The sequence below is a fragment of the Streptomyces sp. NPDC050617 genome (genome assembly GCF_040654795.1).
Classification (GTDB): domain Bacteria; phylum Actinomycetota; class Actinomycetes; order Streptomycetales; family Streptomycetaceae; genus Streptomyces.
On sequence record NZ_JBFAIS010000017.1, the window covers coordinates 1 to 22,631 of the forward strand.

Below are 22,631 nucleotides of genomic sequence, written 5' to 3' on the forward strand. Positions count from 1 at the left end.
TCCCCCTTGGGGCCCCGGGGGGGGGGGGGGGGCGGGGGGCGGGGGGGGGGGGGGGGGGGCCGGGGGCCCCCCCCCCCCGCCCCACAGCCGTGTCCGGCAGGGTTGATAGGCGGGACGCAGGCCGTAGAGTGGCGGGCGTTCCCCGCCACCCCCACTAGCCCGAGTTGGACTGATGAACCACACGAAGAAAACGCGCCGCTTCGCCGTGGCGCTGGCCGTCCCCGCCCTGCTGCTCACCGCCGCCGCGTGCGGCTCGGACGACGGCGGCTCGTCGGACGACAAAGCCGTGGCCAAGGTGTCGGGGAAGTTCGGGGAGAAGCCCGAGATCTCCGCGCCCAAGGACGCCAAGCCGTCCGACAAGCTCGTGGTGAAGACCATCAGCAAGGGCGACGGCCCGAAGGTCGCGAAGGACGACTTCGTCCGCTTCGACTTCGCCGGTCAGACGATGAAGGACAAGAAGAGCCTGGGCAACAGCTGGGAGCCGCAGCAGGGCCAGCCGCAGCAGGACAGCAAGGGTCCGCGCCGCCAGATCCTGTTGCAGATGAACCAGCAGGGCGCGCAGCAGGCCCAGCAGCAGGCGGCGCTGCCGCCGAAGGTCTTCGACGCGCTCGTCGGGCAGCAGGCCGGCAGCCGCGTCGAGGTCGAGGGCACGGCGAACGCGCTCGTCGGCAAGGGGATCAACAAGGAGGTCCTCAAGCCCGAGGACGGCCTGGTCTGGGTCTTCGACATCGCGGGCGCGCAGAAGATGGACCCGAAGAGCGAGGCCAAGGGCGACCAGGCCAAGCCGGACGACGGGATGCCCGAGGTGAAGGCCGAGTCGCAGAAGGCCGCGACGATCACCATGCCCAAGGGCGAGAAGGCCCCTTCGGAGCTCAAGCAGCAGGTGCTGATCAAGGGCAAGGGCGCGGAGGTCAAGGCCGGTGACGGGCTCATCGCCCAGTACACCGGTGTCACGTGGGACGGCGGCAAGAAGTTCGACTCGTCCTGGGACCACGGCGGCGCGACGGCTTTCCAGATCGGTACGGGCTCTGTCGTGCAGGGCTGGGACAAGGGCCTGGTCGGCAAGCACGTGGGGGACCGGGTCCTGCTGGCCCTGCCGGCGAAGCTCGCCTACGGTGACAACCCGCCGCAGGGCAGCGACATCCCCAAGGGGGCCTCGCTCGTCTTCGTCGTCGACATTCTCGGCAAGGCCTGATCCGGGGCGGCCCCGTGGAGGGGTCTGATCAGCGCATTCGCGCCATGGTCTGCCAGAATTGCCCGGCTGACAGAACGTGTCTTTCCGTAGGAGAAATTTCGTGAACATCGACAAGCCCGAGATCGACTTCCCGGACGGTCCGGCCCCCGCCGAGCTGGAGATCGTGGACGTGTGGGAGGGCGACGGCGCCGTCGCCAAGGCCGGGGACAACGTCTCCGTGCACTACGTCGGCGTTTCCTTCTCCACCGGTGAGGAGTTCGACGCGAGCTGGAACCGCGGTACGCCGCTCCAGTTCCAGCTCGGCGCCGGCCAGGTCATCCCCGGCTGGGACCAGGGCGTGCAGGGCATGAAGGTCGGCGGGCGCCGCCGGCTGACGATCCCCGCGCACCTCGCGTACGGCGACCGGGGCGCCGGCGGTGGCCGGATCGCGCCGGGCGAGACGCTGATCTTCCTCTGCGACCTGGTCTCCGTCTGAGCCTCGTCGCCGCGGACCGAGGGCCCATGCCTGGCCGGCATGGGCCCTCGGCTTTTGCGGCACGTACCGCGAGCGGTACGGTCAGCGGTCGGGAGCACGAGGAGAGAGGGCGTCGATGGCGATTGCCAAGGCCGAGCGGCTGATGAATCTGGCGCTGTGCCTGCTGGGGACCCGCCGCCCGCTCAGCAAGCGGGAGCTGCGGAGCTCCATCGAGGCCTATCTGGAGGCGTTCGGTCCGGGCAACGGCGGGGGAGCGGGGGCCGGTGCGGCCCTACGGTCCGGCGCCATGGCGGCCGGCGGCGACGAGTCCTTCAACCGGATGTTCGAGCGGGACAAGGAGGACCTGCGCGAGCTCGGTCTGATCATCGAGACGGTCGACATGGTCGACGGCGACACCGGCTATCTCGCCCGCCGCGACAGCAACCGCCTGCCCGCCATCACCCTCGACGCCGAGGAGGCCGCGGCGCTGGGTCTCGCCGCGAAGGTCTGGCAGCAGGCCCGGCTGGCGGGGGCGGCCAGTGGCGCGCTCCAGAAGCTGCGCGCCGCCGGGATGCCGCTCGCCGACGCGGACCCGTACGAGAGTCCGGGCGCCCTCGAACCGCGGATCGCCGCCCACGAGGCCGCTTTCGAGCCGTTGATGCTGGCCGCCCGCGACCGCCGGCCCGTCGTCTTCGACTACCGCAAGGCGAACGCCGCCCGTCCCGAGCAGCGCCAGGTCGAGCCGTGGACGCTGGAGTTCTGCCGCGGTCACTGGTATCTGGCGGGCTGGGACCGCGACCGCGGCGCGGAGCGGGTCTTCCGGCTCTCGCGCATCACCGGTAAGGTCCGCTCCCGTGCCGCCGCCTTCACCGCTCCCGTACCCGATCACGTGACCGTCCGCGAGACGGTGGAGAGCTGGGCCGGCGAGAACGCCACCGCGACGGCCCGCATCAAGCTGCGTGCCGGACACGGCTACCCGCTGCGCGCCAAGGCCCTCGCCACCCACGCCCTGACAGACGGCTGGGACGAGCTGGAGGTTCCGTACGGACATGGACTGGATGCCTGGCTCGTCGAGTTCGGCCCCGATGTGATCGTGCTGGAACCCGCCGAGCTGCGGGCCGACGTCATCGACCGGCTGCGCGCCGTCGCCAAGGGCTGAGAGGTACACACAGCGACATGGCCAACGCCATCGACCAGACCCGCCGGATGCTCTCGCTGGTGACGTATCTGCGCGAGCGCCCCGGCGCGCGCGTCACCGACGTCGCCCGCGCCTTCGGCATCTCCGAGGACGAGCTGATCTCCGACCTCGACGTGCTCCCCATGTGCGGCACCAGCTTCCGCGGCGGCGACCTCCTGGACATCGACACCGACGGGGACCGCATCTGGTGGCACAACCCCGACGACGTCGCGGAGCCGCTGCGGCTCGCGGCGGACGAGGCCACGGCGCTGCTGGTCGCCGCGCGCGCCGTCGCCACCTTGCCCGGTCTGCGGGAGGGCGACCGGCAGGCGCTGCTGCGCGCCACCGCCAAGCTGGAGACCGCGGCCGGCGAGGCGGCCGGGGCCAGCTCCCGGCTCTCGGTCACCTTCGAGTCCGAGGGCGGCGTCTTCGCGGACGTCGACCGGGCCATCGCCGAGCGCCGCCGGCTGTGGCTGCGCTACTACTCGCCGGCCCGCGACGAGCTCACCGAGCGCGAGGTCGACCCGATCCGGCTGTTCGCCGTCGGCCATACGTACGTGGAGGCGTGGTGCCGGCTCTCCGAGGCGCGGCGCACCTTCCGCCTGGACCGGGTCGCGGAGATCAAGCTCCTGGACGAGCCGAGCGACCCGCCCCCCGTGGAGCTGCGTGATCTCTCCGAAGGGCTGGTGCAGCCCGCCGCCGAGGACCCCGAGGTGGTCGCCGAGGTGGGGCCGGGCGGCCGGTGGGTCGCCGAGTACTACCCGCACGACAGCGCGGAGGAGCTGCCCGACGGCGGCCTGCGGATCACCTTGCGCACCCCGGAACCCGCGTCGCTGCGCCGGCTGGCGCTGCGGCTCGGCGGGGACGGGCGGATCGTCTCCCCGCGGGGGCTGGCCGACAGCGCGCGCGCCGCGGCCCGCGAGGCCCTCGCGGCGTACGGCGAGTGACGCGCGTGGTGCGGGAGCCGCGGGGATTACAGGAATCGCAGAGGTCGGCAAAGTCGGAGAAGGGGTCGTGATGACGGCGATGACGACGGCGGCGGTGCTCTTCAGGGCCGCCTGCCCCGACTGCCGGGGCTGCTTCGAGCTGGGCGCCGGGGCGCTGCGCCTGGCGATCGGCGCCAGCCGGCGCACCACGTTCTACTCCTTTACCTGCCCCGACTGCGGCGTCGCGGTCCGCAAGCCGGCCGGTGAGCGGATCATCGAGCTGCTCACCGGCGGCGGCGTCTCGACCCTGCGGCTGCACTCCACCGTGTGAGCGCCCGTCCCGCCCCGCCCGTTAGGCTCCTCCCCATGCTCTGGCCCATGACCGCGATCGTTCTCGGCTTCTGCGGGATCGCCGTGCTCGGCGTCCTCGCGATGCGCGTCTTCACCGAAGTGCGGCGGCTGGCCCGGCAGGTCGACACGGCCTCGCGGCGCATCTCCCAGGCCGCCGAGGACCTCGAACGGGCGGCCGCCCCGCTTGCCTCGCACGCCTCCCACACCTCGCAGGTTCTGCGCCCGGAGTGAGCGTCGCGTACTGCTGTGCGGCTGCCGCGGACGGTACGCTGAGATGCCGGTGGCGCTGATTCCGCGGCGGGAGGCGGAATCCGGAGTACGCACGGGGATTGCCCGGCGTTCACCCCCGCGCGTTACGATCGCTGCCAGTACGGCGGAGCCGGACGCCTGTCCGACTGGCCCCACAGACCCATTCCATGCCGCCTCGGTGAGAAGGTAACGCTTATGTTTGGCAGGCTCGGTGCCCCCGAGATCATCCTCATTCTTGTCGTCGTGATCCTGCTGTTCGGCGCGAAGAAGCTTCCGGACATGGCGCGATCGCTCGGCAAGTCCGCGCGAATTCTCAAGAGCGAGGCCAAGGCCATGAAGTCGGAGGGGCAGGACAAGTCGGCCGCCCCGGCCGACCCGCCGCACGACGCCGCCCAGCCGCCCCGTACGATCAAGGCCGCTCCCGGCGACGTGACCGGCGCCCGCCCGGTGGCCGAGCCGACCGACAGCACGACGCAGCGCTGACCGAGGGCCGACTTCGAGGCGGCCGCCCCAGCGCTGCCGCCGGACGCACGAGATAGGGACGTGGGTTGCTCAAGTCTGCCCGCAAGAAGCAGAAGGACCCCGAGGGGCGGATGCCGCTCGCGGAGCACTTGCGCGAGCTGCGGAACCGTCTCGGCAAGGCCGTGCTCGCGATCGTGGTCATCGCGGTGGTCGCGGCCTTCTACTACAAGGACATCGTCGAGCTCTTCAAGCAGCCGATCGAGGATGCGATCGGCTGCAAGGTCTCGTTCGCGGAGCTCGCGACCAAGGACAAGCGGCAGACCTGCGGCAACATCACGATGTCCGGCCTCATGGGGCCGTTCTCGCTGATGGTCAAGGTGTCGCTGATGTCCGGCCTCGTGGTGGCGAGCCCGGTCTGGCTGTACCAGCTCTGGGCCTTCCTCGCGCCGGGGCTGCACCGCACCGAGAAGAAGTACGCCCTGAGCTTCGTCGCCGCGGGCGCCCCGCTCTTCGCGGCCGGCGGCTTCTTCGCGTACAAGATCATGCCCGCCGCGTCCACGGTCCTCATCGAGTTCACGCCGTCGGACGTGGACAACCTGCTGCCCCTCGACGAGCTGATCGACTTCATCACCCGCCTGGTGGTCGTCTTCGGCCTCTCCTTCGAGCTGCCGCTGCTGCTGGTGATGCTCAACTTCGGCGGCATTCTCACCGGCCGCCGGATGCTCGGCTGGTGGCGCGGCATGATCATGGGCGTCACGGTCTTCGCGGCCGTCGCCACACCGAGCGTGGACCCCTTCTCGATGCTGATGCTGGCGATCCCGATCGTCATGCTCTACTTCATCGCCGTGTTCATTGCGCTCTTCAACGACAAGCGGAAGCGGGCGGCCAACCCCGACGCCGACCTCGACCCCGACGAGGCGTCCGACCTCGACCTGACGCCGCAGGACGTCGGCGAGATCGAGCCGGTACGGGCCGGCAAGGCGCTGCCCGGCCAGTCGGGCGGCGACGCCGACAGTGGTACGGGCGTCGAGCCGACGCGGCGGGGCGGCTACGACGACGCCACCTGATCCGGCTTCTTCCCGGCTCCAGGGCCGCGGGTGCGGCGCCCACGCGGCGCGGCCCGCGGCCCTCCGCGCTGACGGGGGCCGGCGGGCCGTCGGGGGAACGGGGGCCCGATAAAGATCGCGTCACTGTCGGAGGCGGCCGGTAGGCTCGTACTCAAGATGACCGACGACATGTCCCCAGCTGAGCGCTACGCCGCTGCCCGGCTGCGCGCCGCCGACCTGGCCACCGCACTCGCGCCCTTCCGCGAGATGTACGACTTCGAGCTGGACCCCTTCCAGATCGAAGCCTGCGAGGCCCTTGAGGCCGGCAAAGGCGTGCTGGTCGCCGCCCCCACGGGCTCGGGCAAGACCATCGTGGGCGAGTTCGCCGTCCACCTGGCCCTCACGCAGGGCCGGAAATGCTTCTACACCACGCCCATCAAGGCGCTCTCGAACCAGAAGTACAGCGACCTCGTCAAGCGCTACGGCGCGGACAAGGTCGGCCTGCTGACCGGCGACAACAGCGTCAACTCCGAGGCTCCGGTGGTCGTGATGACCACCGAGGTGCTCCGCAACATGCTGTACGCGGGCTCCCAGTCGCTGATCGGCCTCGGCTATGTGGTGATGGACGAGGTGCACTACCTCTCGGACCGCTTCCGCGGCGCCGTCTGGGAGGAGGTCATCATCCACCTCCCGGAGTCGGTGACCTTGGTCTCCCTGTCGGCGACGGTCTCCAACGCGGAGGAGTTCGGCGACTGGCTGGACACCGTGCGGGGCGACACCGAGGTCATCGTCTCCGAGCACCGGCCCGTGCCGCTGTGGCAGCACGTGCTGGCCGGCCGCCGGATGTACGACCTCTTCGAGGAGCGCGACACCTCGGGGGGCGGCAGGAGCGGCGGCAGACGCGAGGTCAACCCCGACCTCGTACGGCTGGCGAGAATGGAGAACAGCCGCCCCTTCGGCGGCCGTGATCGCCGCCGCGGCAAGAATCTGCGCGAGGCGGACCGCGAGCGCGAGCGCCGCCAGCGCAGCCGGATCTGGACGCCCAGCAGGGCCGAGGTCATCGAGCGCCTCGACGCGGACGGGCTGCTGCCCGCCATCACCTTCATCTTCAGCCGCGCCGGCTGCGAGGCCGCCGTCCAGCAGTGCCTGTACGCGGGGCTGCGGCTCAACGACGACGCGGCGCGCGCCCGGGTCCGCTCGATCGTGGAGGAGCGCACCGCCGCCATCCCCGACGAGGACCTGCACGTCCTGGGCTACTTCGAGTGGCTGGAGGCGCTGGAGCGGGGCATCGCCGCGCACCACGCGGGCATGCTGCCGACGTTCAAGGAGGTCGTCGAGGAGCTGTTCGTCAAGGGCCTGGTCAAGGCGGTCTTCGCCACCGAGACGCTCGCGCTCGGCATCAACATGCCGGCGCGTTCGGTGGTGCTGGAGAAGCTCGTCAAGTGGAACGGCGAGCAGCACGCCGACATCACCCCCGGCGAGTACACGCAGCTGACGGGCCGCGCCGGGCGGCGCGGCATCGACGTCGAGGGGCATGCGGTCGTGCTCTGGCAGCGGGCCATGGACCCGGCCGGCCTCGCGGGGCTGGCCGGCACGCGCACGTACCCGCTGCGCTCGTCCTTCAAGCCCTCGTACAACATGGCCGTCAACCTGGTCTCGCAGTTCGGGCGGCACCGGTCGCGGGAGCTGCTGGAGACGTCGTTCGCGCAGTTCCAGGCCGACAAGTCGGTCGTCGGGATCTCCCGCCAGGTGCAGAAGAACGAAGAGGGGATGGAGGGCTACCGCGCCTCCATGACCTGTCACTTGGGCGACTTCGACGCCTATATGCGGTTGCGCCGCGAGCTCAAGGACCGCGAGACGGAGCTGGCCAAGCAGGGCGCCACGCAGCGCCGGGTCGCCGCGGCGGCGGCGCTGGAGAAGCTCAAGCCGGGCGATGTGATCCACGTGCCGACCGGCAAGTACGCGGGCCTCGCACTGGTCCTGGATCCGGGCCTGGCCGCCGGGCGTACGGACCGGCACCGCGGCTTCGAGCACCACGACGGGCCGCGGCCGCTCGTCCTCACCGCGGAGCGGCAGGTCAAGCGGCTGGCCGCGATCGACTTCCCGGTGCCGGTCGAGGCGCTGGAGCGGATGCGGATCCCCAAGTCCTTCAACCCGCGCAGCCCCCAGTCCCGCCGGGACCTCGCCTCCGCGCTGCGCACCAAGGCCGGGCACATCGAGCCGGGGCGGCACCGCAAGAAGCGGTCGGAGGCCGCGGACGACACCGAGATCCTGCGGCTGCGCGCCGCGATCCGGGCGCATCCGTGCCACGGCTGCGACGAGCGTGAGGACCACGCGCGCTGGGCCGAGCGCTACGACCGCCTCCAGCGCGACACCCGCCAGCTGGAGCGGCGCATCGAGGGCCGTACGAACACCATCGCGCGCACCTTCGACCGGATCTGCGCGCTCCTGACCGGCCTCGGCTATCTGCGGGGCGACGAGGTCACCGAGGACGGCCGCCGGCTCTCCCGCCTCTACGGCGAGCTGGACCTGCTGGCCTCCGAGTGCCTGCGCGACGGCGTGTGGGAGGGGCTGCGCCCCGCCGAGCTCGCCGCCTGCGCCTCCGCGCTCGTGTACGAGGCGCGCGCCGCCGACGACGCGATGCCGCCGAAGCTCCCCACGGGCGACGCGAAGCGCGCCCTGGGCGAGATGGTCCGCATCTGGGGCCGGCTCGACGCCCTGGAGGAGGAGCACAAGATCAACCAGGCCGAGGGGGTGGGGCAGCGCGAGCCCGACCTGGGGTTCGCCTGGGCCGCGTACCGCTGGGCCTCCGGGCACGGCCTCGACGAGGTGCTGCGTGAGATCGAGATGCCGGCCGGCGACTTCGTCCGCTGGTGCAAGCAGCTCATCGACGTCCTCGGCCAGATCGCGGCCGCCGCGCCCGCCGGCAGCACCGTCGCCCGCAACGCCCGCCGGGCGGTGGACGGGCTGCTGCGGGGAGTGGTGGCGTACTCGTCGGTGGGGTAGCGGCTCACGAGCGCGGCACGCGCACGACGGCGGCAGGTCCCGTTCGGGGCCTGCCGCCGTCGGCCGTCCGTCGATCCGCCGGTCCGTCGCCGGTCAGGACGCGGGCGCGGCGGTCTCCTGCTCGGCTTCCACCTGCTGGTTCCACTCGCGCTTGGACGCCTGCCAGCCGTCCTCGTCGTGGCCGCTGCGCCAGTAGCCGGAGATCGACAGGCGCTCGCGCGGGACCTCGCGCTCGACGCGCAGGTAGCGCCGGAGCTCCTTCACGAACCCCGCCTCGCCGTGCACGAACGCCTGGACGTCCCCGGCCGGGAACTCCAGCCCGCGCACGGCCTCGACCAGCTGCGCGCCGACGGCGGCCGTGCCGCGGTGCAGCCAGACGACCTCGGCGTTGGCGGGCAGCTTCAGGTCCTGCTGCTCCGCGGCGTCGGCGACCTCGATGAAGGCCCGTACGGGCACGCCCGCGGGCATCCGCTCCAGGGCCGCGGCGATGGCCGGCAGCGCGCTCTCGTCGCCCGCGAGCAGATGCCAGCCGGCGTCCTCGCCGGGGGCGTAGGCGCCGCCGGGGCCCATGAAGTAGATCTCCTCGCCGGGGCGGGCGCGTACGGCCCAGGGGCCGGCGACGCCCTCGTCGCCGTGGACGACGAAGTCCACCGTCAGCTCGCGGGCGGCCGGGTCCCAGCTGCGCACGGTGTACGTCCGTACGACCGGCCACTTGTCGCGCGGCATGTCGGCGCGGATCTGGGCCATGTCGAAGGGCTCGGGGTACTCGACGCCGTCGAGTGGGAACACGATCTTGATGTAGTGGTCGGTGAACTCGCCTGCGGCGAACTCCGACAGGCCGTCGCCGCCGAGCACCACCCGCACCATGTGGGGGGTGAGGCGTTCGGTTCGGATGACCTGGGCGCGGTTCTGCTGCGGCTTTTTGCGGACCGGGCGTTCTGCTGCCACGTCGACTCCCCTGACACGCTGCTAGTTAGTTGTACCTAACTTAACAGTTCAGCCGTGCAGAGTGGAGAGCAACCGCTGGGCCGATCCGCCCAGCCCCCAGCGGGCGGTCAGCTCCGCCAGCGCCTCGGGGTCGCGCGGCTCGCGCGGCAGCGTGGCGTCGAACTCCGGCAGCGGCACGTCCGAGGCGACCCGCACCACCTTCGGCGCGACCGCGATATAGGGCCGGGCCCCGTCCAGCCGCTTGCGCTGCGAGGGGGTGAGCTTGGAGCCCGGATCGTCGACGGCGGCCATGATCCCGGCGAGGTCGCCATGGGCCGCGAGCAGCTTGGCGGCGGTCTTCTCGCCGATGCCGGGCACCCCCGGCAGGCCGTCGCTGGGGTCGCCGCGCAGCAGCGCGAGATCGACATAGCCGGGGCCGTCGACCCCGTACTTCTCCCGCAGCAGCGCCTCGTCCACGAGCTGCAGCGTGCCCACGCCCTTGACCGGGTAGAGGATGCGGATGCCGCGCCGGTCGTCCACCAGCTGGTAGAGGTCCCGGTCGCCCGTGACGATCGCGACCGGCCCGTGCGCCTGCCCGGCCAGCGTGCCGATCACGTCGTCGGCCTCGTACCCCTCGGCGCCGACGCGGGCGATGCCCACCGCGTCCAGCACGTCCTCGATCACCGGCACCTGCGGGGCCAGCGTGTCGGGGGTCTCCTCGGCGTCGGGGCCGCTCGCGACCTCCTCGGCGACCCGGTGCGCCTTGTAGGAGGGGATGAGGTCCACCCGCCACTGCGGCCGCCAGTCGAAGTCCATGCAGGCGACCAGGGCGTCCGGGCGGTGGTCCTGGACGAGCCGGGTGATGAAGTCGAGGAGGCCGCGCACCGCGTTGACGGGGGTGCCGTCCGGGGCCCTGACGGATTCCGGCACTCCGAAGTAGGCGCGGTAGTAGAGGGAGGCGGTGTCGAGGAGCATCAGGCGTCGCGTCACCCGTCGATGATGCCGCATCCGGCGAATGTGAAGGAAATGTGAACTGGGTCACGGTCCGGTTTGCTTCACCCGAGTGGGGGCAGGCGCGCAATCGGAGCGGACCCGGTAGCAGTTTCAACTACTACTGCTGATCGGACGCGCGGCCGAATCCGCACCGCTCCACGACCCGCCCACGGGGGAGGCGGGTCGTTTTGAGTTCAACTCGAGAGGTGTATGTGTCCAGGCTGCAAGCCGAGCACTTGTACAAAGTGTTCGGCAGACGACCCGAAGCCGCCGTGAAACGGCTCGAAGGCGGCACCAGCCGCGAAGAGCTGCGTTCCGACGGCACCACCGCGGCCGTGATCGATGCCTCGTTCTCTGTCGAGGCCGGCCACATCTTCGTTGTCATGGGTCTGTCCGGGTCCGGTAAGTCCACGCTGCTGCGCATGCTGAACGGGCTTTCGGAGCCGACCAGCGGACGCGTCCTCTTCGACGGGCAGGACCTGACCGAACTGACCCCGCGCGAGCTGCGCAAGGTGCGCTCGCAGAAGATCAGCATGGTCTTCCAGCACTTCGCGCTCTTCCCGCACCGCAGCGTGATGGAGAACGCGGCCTACGGCCTCGAGGTGCAGGGCGTCCCGCGCGAGGAGCGCGACCGCCGCGCCGTCGAGGCACTGGAGCTGGCGGGCCTCAAGGGCTGGGAGAAGTCCTGGCCCGACGAGCTGTCCGGCGGTATGCAGCAGCGTGTGGGCCTGGCCCGCGCGCTCGCCACCGACGCCGACCTGCTCCTGATGGACGAGTCCTTCAGCGCGCTCGACCCGCTGATCCGCCGTGACATGCAGGACCAGCTGCTGGAGCTGCAGGCCCGGCTCAAGAAGACGATCATCTTCATCACCCATGACCTCAACGAGGCCATGCGGCTGGGTGACCGAATAGCCGTCATGCGCGACGGCCGGATCGTCCAGAACGGCACCGCCGAGGACATCCTCGTGCGCCCCGCCAACGACTACGTCGCGTCCTTCATCCAGGACGTCGACCGGTCCCGGGTGCTCACCGCCGGTTCGATCATGGCCGAGCCGAGCACCGCCAAGGGCGCCCGCGCCGGAAACGGCAGCACGGTCCGCACCGATCAGGACGTCCTGGACGCCGCGCCCGCCACGGTCACCACCGAGACGCCGATAGCCGAGCTGTTCACGCCCTGCTCCAGCAGCGGCGACGCGGTCGCCGTCACCGGCGCCGACGGCGCGCTGGCCGGCGTCGTGACCCGCGAGCGGCTGCTGTCGGTGCTCGGCGAGCAGCCCCACACCGCGCCGACCGAGGAACCGCCGAGCGGCGAGGCCAAGGCGAAGGTGATCGCCGGTGCCTAGACTCAACTTCGGCAACTGGGTCGAGGACGCAGTCAAGTGGCTCCAGACCCACATGGAGTGGCTGTTCGACTTCGTCAGCAAGGTGCTGACGGGGATGTACGACGGCGTCGACAAGGTGCTGGGCGCGCCCGAGCCGCTGCTGATGGCCGGCATCTTCGCGGTCATCGCGTTCTGGCTGCGCGGCCTGGTCCCCGCGGTCCTCGCGTTCATCGGCTTCGCGCTGATCGACTCGCTCCAGCTGTGGGACGACGCGATGTCGACGCTCTCGCTGGTGCTCGTCGCGTCCATCATCACGATCCTGATCGCGGTGCCGCTGGGCATCTGGTCGGCCCGCAACCGCACCGTCAGCGGTGTGCTGCGGCCCGTACTGGACCTCATGCAGACGATGCCCGCCTTCGTCTACCTGATCCCCGGCGTGATGTTCTTCTCGATCGGCCCGATGCCGGGTCTGATCGCGACCATCATCTTCTCGATGCCGCCCGGCGTCCGGATGACCGAGCTCGGCATCCGGCAGGTGGACGGCGAGCTGGTGGAGGCCGCCGAGGCGTTCGGCACGACCCCGCGCGACACGCTCGTACGGGTCCAGCTGCCGCTGGCGCTGCCGACCATCATGGCCGGCATCAACCAGGTCATCATGCTGGCGCTGTCCATGGTCGTCATCGCGGGCATGGCCGGTGCGGGCGGCCTCGGCGAGCAGGTCTACGCCGCGGTCACCCAGGTCAACATCGGCGGCGGTGTGGAGAGCGGCCTGGCCGTCGTCATCCTCGCCATGTACCTGGACCGCATGACCGGCGCGCTCAACCAGCGGGTCTCCCCGCTCGGCCGGCGCGCCCTGGCCAAGGCCGCGGCCGCCATGCGCGGCGCGAAGTTCCTGCACTACCGGCCCGGCACGGCGGTCGCGACCGTCGGCGTCGTGGTCCTCGCGCTCATAGCGGGCGGCATGAACCTCGCCCAGAACGACGACAAGCCGAGCGCCTCGGCCTCGACGAACGTCGGCCACGGCAAGCAGATCAACATGGGCTACATCCCCTGGGACGAGGGCATCGCCTCCACGTTCCTGTGGAAGGAGCTGCTGGAGCAGCGCGGCTACAAGCCGAACGTGAAGCAGCTCGACCCCGGCCCGCTCTACTCCGGCATCGCCAAGGGCGACATCGACTTCCAGACCGACGCCTGGCTGCCGACGACGCACAAGGCGTACTGGGCGAAGTACGGCTCCCAGATGACGGACCTCGGCGCCTGGTACGGGCCGACGACGCTGGAGCTGACCGTCCCGGCCTACATGAAGGACATCAACACGCTTGATGACCTCAAGGGCAAGGCCGGCGAGTTCGGCGGCAAGATCACCGGCATCGAGTCCAGCGCCGGCGAGATGGGCCTGCTCAAGGACAAGGTCCTTCCGGCGTACGGGCTCGACGGCGAGTACAAGATCGTCTCCTCGTCGACCGCGACGATGCTCGCCGACCTGGACCGCCAGATCTCGGCGAAGAAGCCGATCGTCGTTCCGCTGTGGTCGCCGCACTGGGCGTACAGCAAGTACGACCTGAAGAAGCTCAAGGACACCAAGAACGCCTGGGGCAAGGGCGACGAGCTGCACACCGTCGCCGCGAAGGGCTTCGAGTCCAAGGACCCGACGGTCGCGGGCTGGCTGAAGAACTTCAAGATGGACGAGAAGCAGCTGTCCAGCCTGGAGAACACCATCCAGTCGGCGGGCAAGGGCAAGGAGCAGGACGGCGTCCGCACCTGGCTCAAGAAGAACCCGAAGGTCGCGGACACCCTCGCGCCGCTACCCAAGGGCAAGGGCCAGACGGCCAAGGGCAAGGAGGCCGGCAAGGCCGTCAACATGGGGTACTTCCCGTGGGACGAGGCCATCGCCTCCACGTACCTCTGGGAGAACATCCTGGAGGATCGCGGCTACAAGCCGAACGTGAAGCAGCTCGACCCCGGTCCGCTGTACACGTCCCTGGCGCAGGGGCAGATGGACGTCCAGTTCGACTCCTGGCTGCCGACCACGCACAAGCAGTACATGGACAAGTACGGGGACAGACTCTCCGATATCGGCGCCTGGTACGGGCCGACGTCGCTGGAGCTGACCGTGCCGTCCTACATGAAGGACGTCAACACGCTTGACGACCTCAAGGACAAGGCGAGCGAGTTCGGCGGCAAGATCACCGGCATCGAGTCCAGCGCCGGTGAGATGGGCATCCTCAAGGACAAGGTGATGCCGGCCTACGGTCTCGACAGCGACTACAAGCTGGTGTCGTCCTCGACGGCCACGATGCTCGCCGACCTGGACCGCTCGATCGCACAGCACAAGCCGATCGTCGTCCCGCTGTGGTCCCCGCACTGGGCGTACAACAAGTACGACCTGAAGAAGCTCAAGGACCCGAAGGGCGCCTGGGGCAAGGGCGAGAAGATCCACGTCGTCGGCAAGAAGGCCTTCGGCAAGGACTTCCCGGAGCTCAACGGCTGGCTGAAGAACTTCCACATGGACGACAAGGACCTCGCTTCCCTGGAGGACCAGATCCAGAAGGGCGGCAAGGGCCACGAGAAGGCGTCCGCCCGCAAGTGGATGGACGACCACCCCGGCATCGTCGACAAGCTGGCGCCCGTCGGCTCGTAACGGTTCCGGCCGCTCGCGCCTCCCGCGCGGCGACTGGCGCAAGGGCCCCGTCCCCGGTCTCGTACCGGGGGCGGGGCTTTTCGCCGTACCGGCGGCGTTCTCCGGCGGGAATCCCTTTCCGGCCGCCCCGCTGTACACGGGATTGAGGTCGGTAAACATTCAACTATGAATGCGCAAAGGCTGCTTGACAGGTGACGGCGGAATGATGCGTATTCTTTGGCTAAGGGTCCGCTCAGTGGAAACCGGCTTGTGCGCGGCGAGCTCCTCGCGGAAATATCGACGCAGGCGGAGAAGGTCGCGACATGATGAAGCGGCGCGGTACGGCCACGGCGGGCGCCGCTTTCGCAGCCGGAACCCAGGCGCTCCGGGCCGTTGAACGGCCGCCGGGAACGCATTCGCCTCACCTTCCCGTACGGGCCTGTCCGCTCGGCTCCGGCCGCGTCCGGTGCGTGGTGAGCGGAAAGCGACTGACCGTTTAAAAAGGGGGACGAGTGCCGGGCGCGAGAAAAAGGCGACCCGGTGTCGGGACGGTATTTCCCGACGGGGGCACACCGTTCGCCGGGATATGACGCCCGGCCGCCACGGGCGCGGGGGCGTCCGCCGCGGCCGGGGTACAACGGCGGTACCGCGCACGGCCCCGGGAGCGCACCATCCACCGCTCCCGGGACCGACCGTCACTCGGGCCATTGGCCGGTTTCGGGCTGGCGGCGGCCGCCGGAGGCCAATTCAGTGGTATTGATGCGTGCCGCCGCGAGCGGGCGGGCGCGCACGGGGGGAGAGAACCTTGTCGTTCAGCAGCACCGGCCGGCTCCCCGAACTGGAGCGGCCGGACATGAGGACAACCGTCGGGGGACGCGGAGTTCTGGAAGGCGCGTTCTCCCTGCTGGAAGCGGTGGAACGGGCGGGGGAGGCCGGGCTGACCCGGCTGGCCGACGACAGCGGCCTGCCGAAGGCCACCGCCCACCGGCTGCTGTCCCAGCTCGTCGAGCTCGGGGCCGTCGAACGGATCCGCGACCGCTACCGCATGGGCTCGCGCATCTTCCGCCTCGGCAGGCGCTGGCAGCCCCACCCCGCCCTGCTCGGCGCGGCCCGCGCGCCCGTACGGCACCTCGCCGACACCACAGGCGCGACGGTGGGCCTCTGCGTGCTGCGCGAGGGCCGCACCATGGTCGTCGCCGGGGTCGGCGGACACGCCGACGAACCGGCGCCGCAGCGGCCCGGCGCGATGTACCCGTGGTCGACGGCCGCGGGCAAGGTGCTCGTCGCCGGCGCCCGGCCCGACCTGCCGCCGGGCCCGCCGCCGAGCTCCTGGGCCCGTACCGCCGCCGCCATCAGGGACAAGGGCATCGCCTTCGACCACGCGGAGATCATGCCGGGCGTGTTCTGCGCGGCGGTCCCGCTGTTCGGCGCGGACGACGCCGTCGTGGCGTCCGTCTGCGCCGTGACCGGTTCGGCGGGGCAGCTCGCGCGGCTCGTGGAGCCCCTGACCCAGGCCGGACAGACCGTCAGCACGGCGCTGCGCAACCGCTGACCGTAGAGCGCTTCGCCGGCCCCGATGACCGTACGGCGGGGGCGATACCGGGGGCAGACCGTACGGCCGGGTCGGCCCTACGCTGAGGCGATGACCAGTCGCACTGCCGTACGGCGCGTGGTGTCCCTCGTGCCCTCGCTCACCGAAGCCGTGGCCGCCACCGCGCCCGGCCTCCTCGTCGGGGCCACCGACTGGTGCAGCCACCCCGCCGACCTGGACGTCACCCGCGTCGGCGGCACGAAGAACCCCGACACCGACCGGATCGCCGCGCTCGCCCCCGACCTCGTCATCGCCAACGAGGAGGAGAACCGGGAACCGGACCTGGCCGCGCTGCGCGCCGCGGGCCTGCGCGTCATGGTCACCGAAGTACGCACCCTGGAGCAGGCGTTCAGCGAGCTGGAGCGGGTCCTCGTGGACGGCTGCGGGCTGGACCGGCCGCGGTGGCTGGACCGCGCCGAGGCCGTCTGGCGGGACACGGCCGGCACGCCCGTACGGCTGCGGGCCGCGGTGCCGATCTGGCGGCGGCCCTGGATGGTGCTCGGCCGCGACACCTTCGCGGGCGATGTGCTGTCCCGGCTCGGCGTCGACAACGCCTACGCGCAGCACGCCGAGCGCTACCCGCGCGTCCCGGTCGAGGAGCTGTGCGCGGCCGGCCCGGATCTCGTGGTGCTCCCGGACGAGCCGTACCGCTTCACGTCGGACGACGGGCCGGAAGCCTTCCCCGCGGCCTTGCCCGTCGCCCTCGTCAGCGGTCGTCATCTCACCTGGTACGGGCCCTCGCTGGCCGAGGCGCCCGCCGTCCTCAGCGCGGCACTGCGAGCAGCGCGCCGCTGAGCACCCCGCGCAGCGTCCGCACCCCGGCCACCAGCCACGCCACGACCAGCACGGCGAACAGCGCCACCGCCAGCCAGTTGTAGAAGTCCAGCCCGGTGTGCTTGGCCAGCCCGGCCGCGCCCGTCACACAGGTGCCGACGGGGAAGGTGAAGCCCCACCAGGTCATCGAGAACGTCATGCCGTTCCGGAACGCGCGGACCACCGTCGCCGCGGCGATCGCCAGCCACAGCAGCGCGAACCCCATCACCGGCACGCCGTACAGCACCGCGAAGGGCAGCATGGCGTGCGCGTACGTGCCGTCGATCGCGCCGTGCGCGGCGTCGGCGAGGTTGTTGACGGCGGTCGTCGACTGGCCCAGCGGACCGAGCACCAGGAACATCGTCGGGGTCAGGGCCAGCGGCAGCGGCCCCTGGTGGACGAGGCGGGCGAAGATGATCGGCAGCATGATGAAGGTGGCGAGCAGGGAGAGCCCGAACATCGCGTAGCAGCCCAGCAGCATCGCCTCCCGCCACTGGCCCGCCGGCAGGTGGGCGATCAGCGCCGGGCCGCAGGCCGCGGAGACCATCGGGGCGACCACCGGCAGGATCCACACCGGGGACGCCGTGCCCGCGTCGACCTTGTGCCGGGTCACCATCAGATACGGGATGGCGGACGCGGCGACGACCCCGACGACGGTGCCCGCGATCCACAGCACCGTGTCGACGGCGACCCCCGCCGAGACGCCGATGACGTCCGAGCCCACCGACAGGCTGCCCGCGCCGACGGCGAGCATCCCCATCGACAGACAGCCGTAGAACGGCGCGACGGCCGGGTCGAGGAGGTGCTTGCGCGCCTGGTCGGCGTGGCGCGCCCAGTGCGCGCCGCGCCCGACGAACAGCACGACCAGCAGCACCGCGCCCAGCGCCCAGACGACCTGGTACGCCACCCGCAGCCCCCAGAAGTGGAGCGGCAGGACGGCGCCCGCGTTCGCGACGATCGCCGTCCCCATCACCGACGCGTACCAGTTGGGTCCGAGCATGCGGACGGACCCGCGGGGGCGGTTCTCGGCAAGGGGGCGGGAGCGCGGCTGCGCGATAGTGGTCATGGCACCAAGATGCTCCGCCCCGGCACCGCCCACCAGGGATCTTCTCTCTATGAGGGCATAAACTGGCTTTATGGGCGACGGGCAGGCGGACACCGGGCGGGACGGCGGTACGAGGCAGGGCGCCGCCGACCCGCAGCCGCATCCCCGCACCGGCCTGCTCGCGCACCGGGTGCCCGACCTCGCCGCGCTGCAACTGCTCCTCGCGGTCGCCCGCCTCGGCAGCCTCGGCCGCGCGGCCCGCGAACTCGGCGTCACCCAGCCCGCCGCCAGCAGCCGCATCCGCTCCATGGAGCGGATGCTCGGCGTCTCCCTCGTGGAGCGCTCGCCGCGCGGCTCGACCCTCACCCCGTCCGGGGCGCTCGTCACGGACTGGGCGCGTCGCATTGTGGAGGCCGCCGAGGCGTTCGACGCGGGCGCGCAGGCGCTGCGCGGGCGGCGCGACTCGCGGCTGCGGGTGGCCGCCAGCATGACGATCGCCGAATACCTGCTGCCCGGCTGGCTGATCGCGCTGCGCGGCAGCCGCCCGGACACCGCCGTCTCCCTCTTCGCCGGGAACTCCGCGGCCGTCGCCGAACGCACCCTCAGTGGCGCCGCCGACATCGGCTTCGTCGAGGGGCTGCGGGTGCCCCCCGGCCTCGACGGCGCCGTCATCGGCCATGACCACCTCGTCGTGGTCGTCGCCCCCGCCCACCCCTGGGCCCGCCGCCGCACCTCGCTGGACCCGGCCGAACTCGCCGCCGCCCCGCTGATCCTCCGCGAGCGGGGCTCCGGCACCCGCCAGGTCCTCGACGCTGCCCTCGCCGACCACGGCGGACTGACCGCCCCCCTCCTCGAACTCGCCTCCACCACCGCCGCGAAGGCCGCCGTCGTCAGCGGCGCCGGCCCCTCGGTCCTCAGCGAACTCGCCGTCGGCGAGGAACTCGCCGCCCACCGCCTCGTCGAGATCCCCGTCGACACGGTCCGCCTCAGCCGCGACCTCCGCGCGGTCTGGCCCACCGGCCAACGCCCGGCGGGCCCGGCCCGCGACCTGCTGGGGCTGACGCGGGGGAGCGGCTGACGGGGCCCTTCGAGGGGCGGCTACGCCTTCACCGCCACCACCGCGCCGTCCGCGCCCGGCGCCGAGAAGCGGACGGTGCGTACGTCCGTGAAGCCGGCGTCCGTCAGCCACTGGCCGTACTCGCCGGGCGTGTAGTTCCGGCCCCAGGTGCTCACCAGCATGTTGAGGCTCATCAGGGCGGGCAGCAGCGGGCCGTCCTTGGCGTCGTCGACCAGCAGTTCGCTGATGACGATCAGGCCGCCGGGCGGCAGCGCGGCGTGGCACTTGCGCAGGATGGAGCGGTTGGTCGGCTCGTCCCAGTTGTGCATGATCTGCGAGAGCAGCACCGCGTCGTGCCCGGCGGGCAGGGCGGCGTCGCGCAGGAAGTCGCCCGGCGCCAGGGCGACGCGGTCGGCGAGGCCGGCCTCCTCGACGCGTTCGCGGGTCAGCTCGCAGACGAACGGCAGGTCGAGGACGGTGGCGCGCAGCCGCGGGTAGCGGCGGCAGAGCTCGATGTCGTACGCGGCGCCGCCGCCCCCGACGTCCAGCAGCCGCCGGACCCCGCCGAGGTCAAGGGCCGCGCCGAGCGCTCGGGCGCTCGGCGCCGACAGCGCGTACATCGACGCCCAGAACGTCTTCTTCAGCGCCGCGTCCTGTTCGTCGAACATCGACTCCTTGGCGCGCGGATCGAAGTTGGTGGGGACGTTTCCGGCCACGGCCTCGTCCAGCCGCATCCAGCCCGCGTACCGCCGGTCGAGGGAGAGCAGCAGGTCGCCGAAGTAGTCCGGCCGGCCGCGCACCAGATAGGTCTCGGCCTCCGGGGTGTTCGCGTACCCCTCGCCCTCGCGGACCAGCAGGTCCAGCCCGGCGCAGGCCGTGAGCAGCAGCTCCGCCGGGCGCTCCGCGATGCCGTGCCGGGCGGCCACCTCGGCGACCGGCAGGCCGGGGGCGGCGGAGAGGTCGGAGAACAGGTCCATCCGGGTGGCGACGGCGAGCGCCTTCGCCGCCCAGAGCCCGGTCGCGATGTCCATCAGCCGGTGGGGCGGGGGTGGGGTGCCCGGGTCCGTCACGGCGTCCTCCTCGCGCTGGTCCGGGGCCCGGGGCCGCGCGCCCCGGGGGCGGTGGCCGAAAGGAGACGGCCGCCGCCTCCCAGTGGATCAGCCCCCGGCCGCCGCCACCAGCGCGGACATCACCCGGCCGCCCGTACCAGCGCGGACATCACCCGCACGTCGTCGCCCGCCTCCGGATGCCACTGCACCGCCAGCGTGAAACCCCGCGCCCCCGGCAGCTCCACCGCCTCCACCGTGCCGTCCTCGGCGTACGCGCTGGGCACGAGCCCCGTCCCCAGCCGGTCCGCCGCCTGGTGGTGGAAGGTCGGCACGGACACCTCCTCCGGGACCGCCGCCGCGAGCAGGGTGCCGGGCACCGGCTTCACGCCGTGCCGCGCGAAGACTCCGGGCGGCCCGCTGTGGCCGCCGTGCCCGACCGCGTCCGGCAGATGCTGTACGAGGGTGCCGCCCAGCGCCACGTTGAGGAGCTGGAGCCCCCGGCAGATGCCCAGCAGCGGCGTGCCCCGCTCCAGCGCGGCATCGATCAGGGCGAGTTCCCAGGCGTCGCGCTCCGGCGTGGGCGGCCCGGTCTCGGGGCGCCGCTCGGCCCCGTACCGCTCCGGGTCCACGTCCGGCCCGCCCGAGATCACCAGGCCGTCCAGGCGCGCCACCACCGCGTCCGCTGCCGCCGGGGCGTCCGGCGGCAGCAGCACCGCGAGCCCGCCCGCGCGCTGTACGAGCCGGTGGTACCCGACGGGCAGCACCGCCGCCGGCAGCTGCCACACGCCCCAGCGCACGGGGTCCTCCAAGTAGGTGCTGACGCCGATCAGGGGGGTGGTCACGGATGTCCTCCAACTACGGGTTTACGTACGGTCGAGTTCCGCTTCCGCCGCCGCCAGCGCCGCGAACTCCTCCTCCGGAGCCGACGCCACCAGCCGGTGCCGGGAGTAGAGGGCGAAATAGCACAGGGCCACCGCGTACACCCCCAGCGCGATGAACGCCGCGTCCTTGTCCACCAGGAACGTCGCCGCCAGCGCCGAACACGCCAGCACGAAGGCGATCGACGAGGTGAGCATGCCGCCGGGGGTGCGGTACGGGCGCGTCAGCCCCGGCTCGCGGCGGCGCAGCACGATGTGCGAGAGCGACATCAGCGCGTACGAGATGGTGGCCCCGAACACCGCGGCGTTGAGCATCCGCGCGCCGTCCCCGGTCGCCGCGGCCAGCGCGAAGCCGAGCACGCCGGGCACCAGCAGCCCCAGGTACGGGGCCTTGCGGCGGCTGGTGAGGGAGAGGAAGCGGGGGAGGTAGCCGGCCCGCGAGAGCGCGAAGAGCTGGCGCGAACCGGCGTAGATCAGCGAGAAGAAGGACGCCACCAGGCCCGCCAGGCCCGCGTAGTTGACGATCCGGCTGAGCGTGGTGGCGTGCCCGTCCGGCTGGAGGGCCGCCACCAGCGGATTGCCCGCGTCCTTCATGGCGTTCGCGCCGCCCGCGCCCGTCGAGGCGAGGAAGGTGAGCAGCGCGAGGAGCAGCAGTACGCAGATCGAGGCGGCCATCGCCTTGGGCAGCGTACGCGCGGGGTCCCGGGTCTCCTCGGCGGCCAGCGGCACGCCCTCCACGCCCAGGAAGAACCACATGCCGAACGGGAACGCCGACCAGATGCCCAGAATCCCGAACGGCAGCCAGGAGCCCGCGCCCAGGGCGTCCGTGTGCACCGGGATGTCGGTCAGGCGGCCCGCGTCGAAGGCGGTGAACGCGCCGACGGCGAAGACGAGGAGGGCGGCGACGGCGATGCCGGTGACGACGAAGCTGAAGCGCAGCGCCTCGCCGACGCCCCACAGGTGGATGCCGATGAAGACGGCGAAGCAGGCGAGGCAGACGGGCCAGCCGGAGGTGAGGCCGAACAGGTGCAGGGACTCCACGTAGTCGCCGATGAAGATGGAGATGGCGGCGGGCGCCAGCACGTACTCGATGAGGATCGCGGTGCCGGTCAGGAAGCCGCCCCAGGGGCCGAGCGCGCGGCGGGCGAAGCCGTAGCCGCCGCCCGCGGTGGGCAGTACGGAGGCCAGTTCGGCGAGCGAGAAGACCATGCAGGTGTACATCAGGCCCATCAGCACGGCGGCGACCGCGAGCCCGCCGAAGCCGCCCTGCGCCAGGCCGAAGTTCCAGCCCGAGTAGTCGCCGGAGACGACGTAGGCGACGCCGAGGCCGGTCAGCAGCAGCGGGCCGGCGCTGCCGCGGCGCAGCGCGCGCTTCTCCAGATAGGTCTTCGGCTCCGCGTCGGCGGGGGAGCGGGCGGCAGGCGGTGCGGTGGGGGGCTCCGTGCGCTCGGACCGATCGGGCATGAACGG

General features: G+C 71.8%; 20 protein-coding genes. 14 read left to right on the forward strand and 6 right to left on the reverse strand.

Going from position 1 to position 22,631, the window contains the following annotated elements:
- Positions 1-172 precede the first annotated feature (172 nt).
- The 9 genes from AB0I49_RS22310 (at position 173) to AB0I49_RS22350 (ending at position 8,866) form a co-directional block, all read left to right on the forward strand.
- Positions 173-1,195 carry an FKBP-type peptidyl-prolyl cis-trans isomerase gene (locus AB0I49_RS22310; RefSeq protein ID WP_363228780.1) on the forward strand — a complete coding sequence of 341 codons (1,023 nt, stop codon included), beginning with the start codon at positions 173-175 and terminating at the stop codon, positions 1,193-1,195.
- A gap of 100 nt (positions 1,196-1,295) precedes the next feature.
- Positions 1,296-1,670 (forward strand): FKBP-type peptidyl-prolyl cis-trans isomerase, encoded by a 375-nt coding sequence (locus AB0I49_RS22315; protein WP_363228781.1) that lies wholly within the window; start codon positions 1,296-1,298, stop codon positions 1,668-1,670.
- A gap of 115 nt (positions 1,671-1,785) precedes the next feature.
- The gene (locus tag AB0I49_RS22320) at positions 1,786-2,808 is read left to right on the forward strand and encodes a WYL domain-containing protein (protein ID WP_363228782.1); all 1,023 of its coding nucleotides are present in this window, start codon (positions 1,786-1,788) and stop codon (positions 2,806-2,808) included.
- 17 nt (positions 2,809-2,825) lie between these two features.
- Positions 2,826-3,773, forward strand: a complete 948-nt coding sequence (locus AB0I49_RS22325; RefSeq protein ID WP_363228783.1) for a WYL domain-containing protein — start codon at positions 2,826-2,828, stop codon at positions 3,771-3,773.
- A 70-nt stretch (positions 3,774-3,843) separates the two neighbouring features.
- Positions 3,844-4,083, forward strand: a complete 240-nt coding sequence (locus tag AB0I49_RS22330; protein WP_363228784.1) for a hypothetical protein — start codon at positions 3,844-3,846, stop codon at positions 4,081-4,083.
- 35 nt (positions 4,084-4,118) lie between these two features.
- A complete protein-coding gene (locus tag AB0I49_RS22335; protein ID WP_363228785.1) occupies positions 4,119-4,334 on the forward strand; it encodes a hypothetical protein in 216 nt (71 codons plus the stop codon).
- A 213-nt stretch (positions 4,335-4,547) separates the two neighbouring features.
- Complete coding sequence (gene tatA / locus AB0I49_RS22340; RefSeq protein WP_363228786.1) at positions 4,548-4,835, forward strand: Sec-independent protein translocase subunit TatA; 288 nt, start codon at positions 4,548-4,550, stop codon at positions 4,833-4,835.
- Positions 4,836-4,900: 65 nt separating this feature from the next.
- Positions 4,901-5,881 (forward strand): twin-arginine translocase subunit TatC, encoded by a 981-nt coding sequence (tatC, locus tag AB0I49_RS22345; RefSeq protein ID WP_363228787.1) that lies wholly within the window; start codon positions 4,901-4,903, stop codon positions 5,879-5,881.
- Between the two features lie 156 nt (positions 5,882-6,037).
- Positions 6,038-8,866 (forward strand): DEAD/DEAH box helicase, encoded by a 2,829-nt coding sequence (locus AB0I49_RS22350; protein ID WP_363228788.1) that lies wholly within the window; start codon positions 6,038-6,040, stop codon positions 8,864-8,866.
- 93 nt (positions 8,867-8,959) lie between these two features.
- Here AB0I49_RS22350 and AB0I49_RS22355 read toward each other — a convergent pair whose 3' ends face one another.
- Entirely contained in the window at positions 8,960-9,814 is an 855-nt protein-coding gene (locus tag AB0I49_RS22355; RefSeq protein ID WP_363228789.1) for a siderophore-interacting protein, read from the reverse strand.
- Between the two features lie 48 nt (positions 9,815-9,862).
- Positions 9,863-10,768 (reverse strand): 5'-3' exonuclease, encoded by a 906-nt coding sequence (locus AB0I49_RS22360; RefSeq protein ID WP_363228926.1) that lies wholly within the window; start codon positions 10,766-10,768, stop codon positions 9,863-9,865.
- A gap of 230 nt (positions 10,769-10,998) precedes the next feature.
- On the opposite strand from AB0I49_RS22360, the gene AB0I49_RS22365 reads away from it, so the two are divergent.
- The 4 genes from AB0I49_RS22365 (at position 10,999) to AB0I49_RS22380 (ending at position 17,114) form a co-directional block, all read left to right on the forward strand.
- Positions 10,999-12,129, forward strand: coding sequence for a glycine betaine/L-proline ABC transporter ATP-binding protein (locus AB0I49_RS22365; protein WP_363228790.1), 1,131 nt, complete (start codon positions 10,999-11,001; stop codon positions 12,127-12,129).
- On the forward strand, positions 12,122-14,749 hold the full coding sequence (locus AB0I49_RS22370) for an ABC transporter permease/substrate binding protein (RefSeq protein WP_363228791.1): 2,628 nt from the start codon (positions 12,122-12,124) through the stop codon (positions 14,747-14,749). Before AB0I49_RS22365 ends, AB0I49_RS22370 begins: the two co-directional genes overlap by 8 nt.
- Before the next feature lie 784 nt (positions 14,750-15,533).
- Positions 15,534-16,280: a helix-turn-helix domain-containing protein gene (locus AB0I49_RS22375; RefSeq protein WP_363228792.1), complete on the forward strand. Its 747-nt coding sequence runs from the start codon at positions 15,534-15,536 to the stop codon at positions 16,278-16,280.
- A gap of 90 nt (positions 16,281-16,370) precedes the next feature.
- The gene (locus AB0I49_RS22380) at positions 16,371-17,114 is read left to right on the forward strand and encodes a helical backbone metal receptor (RefSeq protein ID WP_363228793.1); all 744 of its coding nucleotides are present in this window, start codon (positions 16,371-16,373) and stop codon (positions 17,112-17,114) included.
- Here AB0I49_RS22380 and AB0I49_RS22385 read toward each other — a convergent pair.
- Positions 17,083-18,198 (reverse strand): TDT family transporter, encoded by a 1,116-nt coding sequence (locus AB0I49_RS22385; RefSeq protein ID WP_363228794.1) that lies wholly within the window; start codon positions 18,196-18,198, stop codon positions 17,083-17,085. The genes AB0I49_RS22380 and AB0I49_RS22385 overlap by 32 nt on opposite strands.
- A gap of 70 nt (positions 18,199-18,268) precedes the next feature.
- Between AB0I49_RS22385 and AB0I49_RS22390 the strand changes: the two genes are divergently transcribed.
- A complete protein-coding gene (locus tag AB0I49_RS22390) occupies positions 18,269-19,255 on the forward strand; it encodes a LysR family transcriptional regulator (RefSeq protein WP_363228795.1) in 987 nt (328 codons plus the stop codon).
- Between the two features lie 20 nt (positions 19,256-19,275).
- On the opposite strand, the gene AB0I49_RS22395 is transcribed toward AB0I49_RS22390, so the two are convergent.
- The 3 genes from AB0I49_RS22395 to eat all read right to left on the reverse strand — a co-directional run bounded on the left by AB0I49_RS22395 (position 19,276) and on the right by eat (position 22,625).
- Positions 19,276-20,304, reverse strand: coding sequence for a methyltransferase (locus AB0I49_RS22395; RefSeq protein ID WP_363228797.1), 1,029 nt, complete (start codon positions 20,302-20,304; stop codon positions 19,276-19,278).
- Positions 20,305-20,423: 119 nt separating this feature from the next.
- A complete protein-coding gene (locus AB0I49_RS22400; RefSeq protein ID WP_363228798.1) occupies positions 20,424-21,125 on the reverse strand; it encodes a gamma-glutamyl-gamma-aminobutyrate hydrolase family protein in 702 nt (233 codons plus the stop codon).
- A 21-nt stretch (positions 21,126-21,146) separates the two neighbouring features.
- Positions 21,147-22,625, reverse strand: a complete 1,479-nt coding sequence (gene eat, locus AB0I49_RS22405; RefSeq protein WP_363228799.1) for an ethanolamine permease — start codon at positions 22,623-22,625, stop codon at positions 21,147-21,149.
- Positions 22,626-22,631 lie beyond the last annotated feature (6 nt).

Excerpts from the sequence above, each read along its gene's own strand:
- AB0I49_RS22385 (WP_363228794.1), bottom strand. The coding sequence starts at position 18,198 with ATGACCACTATCGCGCAGCCGCGCTCCCGCCCCCTTGCCGAGAACCGC.
- eat (WP_363228799.1), bottom strand. The coding sequence starts at position 22,625 with ATGCCCGATCGGTCCGAGCGCACGGAGCCCCCCACCGCACCGCCTGCC.
- AB0I49_RS22350 (WP_363228788.1), top strand. The coding sequence starts at position 6,038 with ATGACCGACGACATGTCCCCAGCTGAGCGCTACGCCGCTGCCCGGCTG.
- AB0I49_RS22390 (WP_363228795.1), top strand. The coding sequence starts at position 18,269 with ATGGGCGACGGGCAGGCGGACACCGGGCGGGACGGCGGTACGAGGCAG.
- AB0I49_RS22325 (WP_363228783.1), top strand. The coding sequence starts at position 2,826 with ATGGCCAACGCCATCGACCAGACCCGCCGGATGCTCTCGCTGGTGACG.
- AB0I49_RS22320 (WP_363228782.1), top strand. The coding sequence starts at position 1,786 with ATGGCGATTGCCAAGGCCGAGCGGCTGATGAATCTGGCGCTGTGCCTG.
- AB0I49_RS22335 (WP_363228785.1), top strand. The coding sequence starts at position 4,119 with ATGCTCTGGCCCATGACCGCGATCGTTCTCGGCTTCTGCGGGATCGCC.
- AB0I49_RS22330 (WP_363228784.1), top strand. The coding sequence starts at position 3,844 with ATGACGGCGATGACGACGGCGGCGGTGCTCTTCAGGGCCGCCTGCCCC.
- AB0I49_RS22310 (WP_363228780.1), top strand. The coding sequence starts at position 173 with ATGAACCACACGAAGAAAACGCGCCGCTTCGCCGTGGCGCTGGCCGTC.
- AB0I49_RS22360 (WP_363228926.1), bottom strand. The coding sequence starts at position 10,768 with ATGCTCCTCGACACCGCCTCCCTCTACTACCGCGCCTACTTCGGAGTG.
- tatA (WP_363228786.1), top strand. The coding sequence starts at position 4,548 with ATGTTTGGCAGGCTCGGTGCCCCCGAGATCATCCTCATTCTTGTCGTC.
- AB0I49_RS22380 (WP_363228793.1), top strand. The coding sequence starts at position 16,371 with ATGACCAGTCGCACTGCCGTACGGCGCGTGGTGTCCCTCGTGCCCTCG.